A 9,283-nucleotide genomic window follows, 5' to 3' on the forward strand; every position below is an offset into this window, starting at 1 on the left:
TATGGATCTCGCGTCGCTACGCGCTCAACAGATAGAACTTGCTTCATCGGTTTGCCGCGAAGATCGGTTGGACAAAGATCCGCCAGCGTTTATCGGCGGGGCGGACGTCGGTTTTGAGCAGGGGGGCGAGGTGACGCGGGCGGCGATGGTATTGCTGAAATATCCGTCGCTTGAACTGGTAGAGTACAAGGTGGCGCGTATTGCCACCACCATGCCATATATCCCCGGCTTTCTCTCTTTTCGTGAATATCCTGCGCTGCTGGCGGCGTGGGAACAGCTCTCACAAAAGCCCGATTTGCTGTTTGTGGACGGTCACGGTATTTCGCATCCGCGTCGGCTTGGCGTCGCCAGTCATTTTGGACTGTTGGTGGACGTGCCAACCATCGGTGTGGCGAAAAAACGGCTGTGCGGTAAGTTTGAACCACTTTCCGCCGAACCTGGCGCACTTAGCCCCTTAATGGATAAAGGCGAGCAACTGGCGTGGGTATGGCGTAGCAAGGCGCGCTGTAATCCGCTGTTTATCGCGACAGGGCACCGGGTCAGTACTGACAGCGCGCTGGCGTGGGTACAGCGCTGTATGAAAGGGTATCGCCTGCCGGAGCCGACGCGCTGGGCGGATGCCGTCGCTTCCGGGCGTCCGGCGTTTGTTCGTTGGCAAGAAATTCAGCGCTGATTCAGGTAAACTGCCGCTAATTTCCGATTCGAGATTCCATCATGTTACAAAACCCGATTCATTTGCGTCTGGAGCGGCTGGAAAGCTGGCAGCACGTTACTTTTATGGCCTGCTTGTGCGAGCGCATGTACCCGAACTACGCCATGTTTTGCAAGCAGACGGAATTCGGCGACGGACAGATCTACCGTCGCATTCTGGATCTGATCTGGGAAACCCTGACGGTGAAAGATGCAAAGGTCAATTTCGATAGCCAACTGGAGAAGTTTGAAGAGGCAATTCCGGCAGCTGACGACTATGATCTGTACGGCGTTTACCCGGCGATTGACGCCTGCGTCGCATTAAGCGAATTAATGCATTCTCGTCTTAGCGGCGAAACGCTGGAACACGCTATTGAGGTTAGTAAGACTTCTATTACTACGGTGGCGATGTTGGAAATGACTCAGGCTGGTCGGGAAATGACCGATGAGGAGCTCAAAACGAACCCTGCCGTTGAACAGGAATGGGATATTCAGTGGGAAATATTCCGACTTTTAGCCGACTGCGAAGAACGCGATATTGAACTGATAAAAGGGCTCAGGGCAGACCTGCGCGAGGCTGGTGAGAGCAATATCGGTATAAATTTTCAGCAATGACACCAGAAAACGTGATTTAACGTCTGATTTGTCGTGCCATAAGGCTTCCCTTATGCCCCCCGTCTGGTCTACATTTGGGAGGCGAAAAAAAGTGGCTATCGGTGCGTGTATGCAGGAGAGTGCTTTTCTGGCATTTCCGTCGCACTCGATGCTTAGCAAGCGATAAACACATTGTAAGGATAACTTATGAACAAGACTCAACTGATTGATGTAATTGCAGACAAAGCAGAACTGTCCAAAACCCAGGCTAAAGCTGCTCTGGAATCCACTCTGGCTGCTATTACTGAGTCTCTGAAAGAAGGCGATGCTGTACAACTGGTTGGTTTCGGTACCTTCAAAGTGAACCACCGTGCTGAGCGCACTGGCCGTAACCCACAGACCGGTAAAGAAATCAAAATCGCCGCCGCTAACGTACCGGCGTTTGTTTCTGGTAAAGCGCTGAAAGACGCAGTTAAGTAAGACGCGTAGCTGTGAACAGTTTTATCGAAGGGGCTCGTCAGCCCCTTTTGTCTGTCTGGCGTCGCGCGTTTCTATTTTCTGGCGCGCTGTTGCTGACTGCCTGCAGTCATAACGCTTCACCGCCTCCGTTTACTGCCAGCGGCTTTGCCGGCGATCACGGCGCGGTGCGTATCTGGCGTAAAGATACGAACGATGAAGTCCATCTGCTTTCTGTTTTTAGCCCGTGGCATAGCGGCAGCACGACGACCAGCGAATATCGTTGGCAGGGTGATACGCTTTCGCTTATTGAACTCAATATTTACAGCAAACCGCCAGAACATATTCGCGCGCGTTTCGACGCTCATGGCGAACTCAGTTTTATGCAGCGTGAAGTCGGGGGGCAGAAGCAGCAGCTTTCCAACGATCAGATTGCCTTGTATCGCTATCGCGCCGAACAAATCCGTCAGACCAGCGACGCCTTGCGCCTGGGGCGGGTCATACTACGCCAGGGACGCTGGCACGCCGACCATACGGTAACCACCTGTGAAGGTGAAACGCTGAAACCGGATCTGGATTCCTGGGCAATAAGCCACATTGAGCGCCGCCAGAACCGCTCATCGGTAGAGGTGAGCGTAGCATGGCTGGAGGCGCCGGAAGGATCGCAACTTTTGCTGGTGGCGAATTCAGATTTCTGTCACTGGCAGCCGCAAGCGAAAACCTTTTGATGGAATACCGAATGGCGAAGCCGCCATTCGGCAAACATGCTTTACCAGTTTCCCATACCCATATGACCGCCGCCGCGATGATAACCGCCGCCATAGCCGCCGCAACCGCCATAGCCCATTCCTGCGCCGCGTGGTATGCCAGCCTGCGCCATCGCGACATCCCGTTTCACGCGTTGCTCATCTAACTTCTGGCCTAATGACTCCATCTCTTTGGCAACCGCATTAATTTTCGCAGTATCCGGCGAACTGGCGGTCAGTAGCGCGTTGTATTCATAACGTTTGGATATCAGTTGCTGGCGCAGCGCGCTGGTCTGCGTGTAGTAGTCATCATAAATCTTCTGCGCCGTCGCCTGCTGTTCCGTAGTTAATGGGCTACCTCCCTGTTGCCACATACCGTCATTGTTGCCCCAGTGATGCCCGGCGAAGGCGGCGCCGGAGCTCAGGGCCAAAAGAGAGAGGGCGATTAGCGCGATAGCTGATTTATTGTTCCGTTTCATTTTGCGTTCTCCTGTTGCTCATCTTATCCTCTCTTGCATCTTCCGTGCCAGGTAACTATTCCTTGTCGGGCAGCGAGTTAACCCGCTTCAGGCGGCAAAAAGCGAGTAAAAATGACTCGCATAACCCGCCTGGCGAGTCATTTTTACCCACCCGTATCCGAAAGGGTGTGCGACAACGCGCGGTTATGCGGAGCGAAGAATGGCATGATCTCTGCTTAAATAAGGAAAATAAAAACGAGCCGGGGAAGCCTGTGAGTTTTATACGATTACATAAAGATGCCGCTGCAACGTGGTTGAGTCGGCTGTTACCTGCGGCGATCTTCATTCTGGTGGGGCTATTTTCCATTATGGTCATTCGCGACTATGGCCGTGAGAGCGCTGCCGCCAGGCAGACGCTGCTGGAAAAGGGAGATGTACTCATTCGCGCTCTGGAGTCCGGCACGCGAGTAGGTATGGGAATGCGGATGCATCACGCGCAGCAGCAGACATTGCTGGAAGAGATGGCGGGTCAGCCAGGCGTGTTGTGGTTCGCTGTAACGGATGCGCAGGGGGTAATCATCACTCATAGCAACCCTGGCATGGTGGGCAAATCGCTCTATTCCCCATCTGAAATGCATCAACTAAACCCCGGGCCGCAGGAGCGTTGGCGGCGTGTCGACGTTGCTGCTAACGGCGAGACGGTGCCTGCGCTGGAAATTTACCGTCAGTTCCAGCCGCTTTTCGGTATGAGAGGTCACGGTATGAGGGGGCACGGCATGGCGCGTAGCGCCAATGATGACGAACCAGCGAAACAAACTATTTTTATTGCCTTTGACGCCAGCGAGCTGGCCGCGACACAGGCAAGGGAGTGGCGTAATACGCTGATTGTTTTGTCTGCGTTAGCGACGGTGCTGTTGGCAACGTTACTGGCGTTTTTTTGGCATCAGCGTTATCAGCGCTCGCACAGAGAACTGCTTGATGCAATGAAGCGTAAAGAAAAGCTGGTGGCGATGGGGCATCTGGCGGCGGGCGTCGCGCACGAAATTCGTAACCCGCTCTCGTCCATCAAAGGGCTGGCGAAATACTTTGCCGAGCGCACGCCTGCCGGCGGCGAGTCGCATGAACTGGCGCAGGTGATGGCCAAAGAGGCCGACCGTTTGAACCGGGTGGTAAGCGAATTGCTCGAACTGGTAAAGCCCGCGCATCTGGCGCTCCAGACGGTTAACCTCAATGATATTATTACTCACTCCCTGAATCTGGTCAGTCAGGATGCCCAAAGCAGAGAGATTCAGTTGAGATTCACGGCGAATGAGACGCTTAAGCGTATTCAGGCTGACCCGGACAGGCTGACTCAGGTGCTGTTGAATTTGTACCTGAACGCTATTCATGCGATTGGCCGCCAGGGAACGATTACCGTAGAGGCAAAAGAAAGTGGGACCGAGCGCGTTATCATCACTGTTACCGATAACGGGAAAGGGATCGCTCCGGATCAGCTGGAGGCGATTTTTACACCTTATTTTACGACCAAAGCTGACGGGACAGGCCTGGGGCTGGCGGTGGTGCAAAATATCATCGAACAGCATGGCGGCGCGATTAAGGTGAAAAGTATTGAGGGTAAAGGCGCGGTCTTTACTATCTGGTTGCCAGTGATAGCGAGACAACAGGATTAACAAGGGTGATACGCGGAAAAATCGATATTCTGGTTGTGGATGATGATGTAAGCCACTGCACGATTTTACAGGCGCTGCTTCGGGGCTGGGGCTATAACGTCGCTCTGGCCTACAGTGGGCATGATGCGTTGGCTCAGGTGCGTGAGAAAGTCTTTGATCTGGTACTGTGCGATGTGCGTATGGCGGAGATGGACGGTATCGCCACGCTGAAGGAGATTAAAGCGCTCAACCCCGCCATTCCGATTTTGATTATGACGGCATTCTCCAGCGTGGAAACGGCGGTAGAGGCGTTGAAAGCCGGCGCGCTCGACTATTTAATTAAACCGCTGGATTTTGACCGTCTGCAGGAGACGCTGGAAAAGGCGTTGGCGCATACGCGGGAAACGGGCGCTGAATTGCCATCGGCGTCGGCTGCGCAGTTTGGCATGATTGGCAGCAGTCCGGCGATGCAACATTTACTGAATGAAATCGCGATGGTCGCACCATCAGACGCCACGGTATTGATTCACGGAGACTCCGGCACGGGTAAAGAGCTGGTGGCGCGGGCGCTACACGCCTGTAGCGCCAGGAGCGATAGACCGCTGGTCACGCTCAACTGCGCCGCGCTTAATGAATCGCTGCTGGAGTCTGAGCTGTTCGGACACGAAAAAGGCGCGTTTACCGGCGCGGATAAACGTCGGGAGGGACGCTTTGTCGAAGCTGACGGCGGGACATTGTTTCTTGATGAAATCGGCGATATCTCGCCGTTAATGCAGGTACGTTTGCTGCGGGCGATTCAGGAGCGCGAAGTGCAACGCGTGGGAAGTAACCAGACGATATCTGTGGATGTTCGGTTAATTGCCGCTACCCACCGCGATCTGGCGGAAGAGGTGAGTGCCGGTCGCTTTCGCCAGGATCTCTATTACCGCCTGAATGTGGTGGCGATTGAAATGCCTTCTTTGCGCCAGCGTCGGGAAGATATTCCGCTACTGGCAGACCATTTTCTGCGGCGTTTTGCCGAACGTAACCGCAAAGCGGTGAAGGGGTTTACGCCGCAGGCGATGGATCTGCTGATCCACTACGACTGGCCGGGCAATATCCGTGAGCTGGAAAACGCTATCGAGCGGGCGGTGGTGTTGCTAACGGGAGAATACATTTCTGAACGCGAATTGCCTCTCGCTATTGCCGCGACGCCGATAAAAACGGAATACAGTGGTGAGATCCAACCGTTGGTCGATGTGGAAAAAGAGATCATTCTGGCGGCGCTGGAAAAAACGGGCGGCAACAAAACGGAAGCCGCCCGCCAATTGGGCATTACGCGCAAAACGCTGCTGGCTAAACTCAGCCGTTAGTTTTGCTCACGCTCGATGGCGCGCCAGCCGATGTCGTTACGGCTGAAGCTGCCGTCCCAGCGGATGTCGGTCATCAGGGCGTAAGCGCGTTTCTGCGCCTCAGCCACGGTGTGACCCAGCGCGGTGGCGCACAGTACGCGACCGCCGCTGGTCAACACGCGGTCGTCATCGGCGAGTTTGGTTCCAGCATGGAAGACCTTACCGTCAGCCACTTCTTCCAGCGGCAGGCCGTGGATCTCGTCGCCGGTGCTGTAGCTGCCCGGATAACCGCCCGCGGCGATCACCACGCCTAATGAAGCGCGTTCGTCCCACTCGGAGGTTTTCTCATCCAGCTTGCCGTCGCAGGCGGCCAGGCAAAGATCCACCAGATCCGATTTCATGCGCAGCATGATCGGCTGGGTTTCCGGATCGCCGAAGCGGCAGTTGAACTCGATAACTTTCGGGTTGCCCTGCTTGTCGATCATCAGACCCGCATACAGGAAGCCGGTGTAAGTGTTACCTTCCGCCGCCATGCCTTTCACGGTTGGCCAGATGATGCGTTCCATGGTGCGCTGGTGCACTTCATCAGTCACCACCGGCGCCGGGGAGTAAGCCCCCATGCCGCCAGTGTTCGGGCCGGTATCGCCGTTTCCCACGCGTTTGTGGTCCTGGCTGGTGGCCATCGGCAGCACGTGCTCGCCGTCGACCATCACGATAAAGCTCGCTTCTTCGCCGTCGAGGAACTCTTCAATCACGATGCGGTGGCCTGCATCGCCAAAGGCGTTACCTGCCAGCATGTCCTGCACGGCGGCTTCGGCTTCTTCGAGCGTCATCGCCACGATAACGCCTTTACCGGCAGCCAGACCGTCAGCTTTGATGACGATCGGCGCGCCTTTCTCGCGCAGATACGCCAGGGCAGGCTCAATTTCGGTGAAATTCTGGTATTCCGCCGTCGGGATCTGGTGACGGGCGAGGAAATCTTTGGTGAACGCTTTGGAGCCTTCCAGTTGGGCGGCCCCTTCGGTTGGGCCAAAGATCTTCAGACCCGCCGCGCGGAACGCATCGACCACGCCGATCACCAGCGGCGCTTCCGGGCCGACGATGGTCAGATCAATCTTCTCGTTCTGGGCAAAGCTCAACAGCGCCGGAATATCTGTGACGCCGATAGCCACGTTCTGCAACGCGGGCTCCAGCGCGGTACCGGCGTTACCCGGTGCGACAAAAACGGTATCAACCAGCGGCGACTGTGCGGCTTTCCAGGCCAGCGCGTGTTCGCGACCGCCGTTACCAATGACTAAAACTTTCATCGTCTGCTCCCTGAATTAATGGCGGAAGTGGCGCATGTCGGTGAAGATCATCGCAATACCGTGTTCATCGGCAGCGGCAATGACTTCATCATCACGGATAGAACCGCCTGGCTGGATAACGCAGCTCACGCCGACAGCGGCAGCGGCATCAATACCATCGCGGAACGGGAAGAACGCGTCGGAAGCCATGGCTGAGCCTTTCACTTCCAGACCTTCATCAGCGGCTTTAATCCCGGCGATTTTGGCGGAGTACACGCGGCTCATCTGGCCTGCGCCTATACCGATGGTCATGTTCTCTTTGGCATACACAATAGCGTTGGATTTCACGAACTTGGCTACCTTCCAGCAGAACAGCGCGTCACGCAGCTCCTGCTCGGTCGGCTGGCGTTTGGACACCACGCGCAGTTCAGCTTCACTCACCATACCCAGATCCCTGTCCTGAACCAGCAGGCCACCGTTAACGCGTTTGAAATCCAGGCCCGGAACGCGGCTTGCCCATTGGCCGCAGGTCAGAACACGGACGTTCTGCTTGGCAGCGGTGATTTTCAGCGCTTCTTCGCTTGCGGATGGGGCGATGATCACTTCGACAAACTGACGAGAAATGATGGCCTGTGCGGTTTCCGCATCCAGCTCACGGTTAAAGGCGATAATGCCGCCGAACGCGGAGGTCGGGTCGGTTTTATAGGCGCGATCGTAAGCGTCGAGAATAGAGGTACTTACCGCCACGCCGCACGGGTTAGCGTGCTTGACGATTACGCAGGCTGGCTCGTTGAACTCTTTCACACACTCCAGCGCCGCGTCGGTATCAGCGATGTTGTTATAAGAGAGCGCTTTGCCCTGCACCTGTTGTGCGGTGGCAACGGACGCTTCTTTCACATTCTCTTCTATATAGAAGGCAGCCTGCTGGTGGCTGTTCTCGCCGTAGCGCATATCCTGCTTCTTAATGAAGTTCAGGTTCAGCGTACGCGGGAAGCGACCGGCGGCTTCTTTGCTTTCACCGTGGTAGGCCGGAACCATGCTGCCGAAGTAGTTAGCGATCATGCTGTCGTAGGCGGCGGTGTGTTCGAAGGCTTTAATCGCGAGATCGAAACGGGTGTCGAGGGTCAAAGAACCTTCGTTAGCGTCCATCTCTTTAATAATGGCGTCGTAGTCGCTGCTCTTCACCACGATGGCCACGTCTTTATGGTTCTTCGCGGCGGAGCGCACCATGGTCGGGCCGCCGATATCGATGTTCTCTACTGCATCTTCCAGCGAGCAACCAACGCGTGCAACGGTTTCGGCGAACGGATACAGGTTAACGACAACCATATCGATAGGGGCGATGTGGTGCTGTTCCATAATGGCATCGTCCTGGCCGCGACGGCCGAGGATGCCGCCGTGTACTTTTGGATGCAGGGTCTTTACGCGTCCATCCATCATTTCCGGGAAACCGGTGTAATCGGAAACTTCGGTCACCGGCAGGCCTTTTTCTGCTAACAGGCGGGCGGTGCCCCCCGTAGACAGCAGTTCCACACCGCGTGCGGAAAGAGCCTGGGCGAATTCGATGATACCGGCCTTGTCAGAAACACTGAGCAGAGCGCGGCGGACTGGACGACGTTGTTGCATGGTAAATCCCCTGGATTTGACGATTACAGAGAGCGTTAGCTGAATTTTTCGTAAAAAACTCAGCTAACGCCCCTTATGGGGCATTCTCATTTTGCGGCGACATTGTAACGAAAACGTTTGCGCAACGCTCGCGAATTTTTCTTTTTAAATTCTGGCCCCGCTTTTATCCCTGAAAGATCGTTTGCAGAGTGAGAAGATCCAGGAAATGAACGCGCATTTTGTGGATAAGTCTGTGCGTAAATGGGTATAACCAGGGGTTTTGCTGGGGAATGCAGCAAACAGTCATTTTTCTGCAATTTTTCTATTGCGGTCAGCAGAGAACTCCCTATAATGCGCCTCCATCGACACGGCGGATGTGAATCACTTCACACAAACAGCCGGTCGGTTGAAGAGAAAAATCCTGAAATTCAGGGTTGACTCTGAAAGAGGAAAGCGTAATATACGCCA

9 protein-coding genes are annotated in these 9,283 nt (G+C 55.1%); 6 read left to right on the plus strand and 3 right to left on the minus strand.

All coding sequences use genetic code 11. The features are described 5' to 3' along the window. Position 1: 1 nt before the first annotated feature. The 4 genes from nfi (at position 2) to J4645_RS21700 (ending at position 2,468) form a co-directional block, all read left to right on the plus strand. Positions 2 to 673: a deoxyribonuclease V gene (gene nfi, locus J4645_RS21685; RefSeq protein WP_000362359.1), complete on the plus strand. Its 672-nt coding sequence runs from the start codon at positions 2 to 4 to the stop codon at positions 671 to 673. Positions 674 to 714: 41 nt separating this feature from the next. Then, entirely contained in the window at positions 715 to 1,305 is a 591-nt protein-coding gene (locus J4645_RS21690; RefSeq protein WP_000940092.1) for a YjaG family protein, read from the plus strand. Positions 1,306 to 1,491: 186 nt separating this feature from the next. Then, positions 1,492 to 1,764, plus strand: coding sequence for a nucleoid-associated protein HU-alpha (hupA, locus tag J4645_RS21695; protein WP_001044509.1), 273 nt, complete (start codon positions 1,492 to 1,494; stop codon positions 1,762 to 1,764). Positions 1,765 to 1,775: 11 nt separating this feature from the next. Continuing rightward, positions 1,776 to 2,468 carry a DUF1481 domain-containing protein gene (locus J4645_RS21700; RefSeq protein WP_001083932.1) on the plus strand — a complete coding sequence of 231 codons (693 nt, stop codon included), beginning with the start codon at positions 1,776 to 1,778 and terminating at the stop codon, positions 2,466 to 2,468. Between the two features lie 41 nt (positions 2,469 to 2,509). Here the strand turns inward: J4645_RS21700 and zraP are convergent, their stop codons facing one another. After that, complete coding sequence (gene zraP / locus J4645_RS21705; protein WP_000828129.1) at positions 2,510 to 2,965, minus strand: zinc resistance sensor/chaperone ZraP; 456 nt, start codon at positions 2,963 to 2,965, stop codon at positions 2,510 to 2,512. Between the two features lie 251 nt (positions 2,966 to 3,216). Here zraP and zraS point away from each other — a divergent pair, with 251 nt between their 5' ends. After that, a complete protein-coding gene (zraS, locus tag J4645_RS21710; RefSeq protein WP_023214837.1) occupies positions 3,217 to 4,614 on the plus strand; it encodes a two-component system sensor histidine kinase ZraS in 1,398 nt (465 codons plus the stop codon). A gap of 5 nt (positions 4,615 to 4,619) precedes the next feature. Next, positions 4,620 to 5,945: a sigma-54-dependent response regulator transcription factor ZraR gene (gene zraR, locus J4645_RS21715; protein WP_000617940.1), complete on the plus strand. Its 1,326-nt coding sequence runs from the start codon at positions 4,620 to 4,622 to the stop codon at positions 5,943 to 5,945. Here the strand turns inward: zraR and purD are convergent. Together purD and purH are read right to left on the minus strand one after the other, a co-directional pair. Next, positions 5,942 to 7,231: a phosphoribosylamine--glycine ligase gene (gene purD / locus J4645_RS21720; protein ID WP_023136958.1), complete on the minus strand. Its 1,290-nt coding sequence runs from the start codon at positions 7,229 to 7,231 to the stop codon at positions 5,942 to 5,944. The two genes, zraR and purD, sit on opposite strands and share 4 nt — an antisense overlap. Positions 7,232 to 7,246: 15 nt before the next feature. Further along, positions 7,247 to 8,836: a bifunctional phosphoribosylaminoimidazolecarboxamide formyltransferase/IMP cyclohydrolase gene (gene purH, locus J4645_RS21725; RefSeq protein ID WP_001187520.1), complete on the minus strand. Its 1,590-nt coding sequence runs from the start codon at positions 8,834 to 8,836 to the stop codon at positions 7,247 to 7,249. Positions 8,837 to 9,283 lie beyond the last annotated feature (447 nt).

Source organism: Salmonella sp. 32082101201600294FB01SM01 (genome assembly GCF_017572865.1).
GTDB classification, from domain to species: Bacteria; Pseudomonadota; Gammaproteobacteria; order Enterobacterales; family Enterobacteriaceae; genus Salmonella; species Salmonella enterica.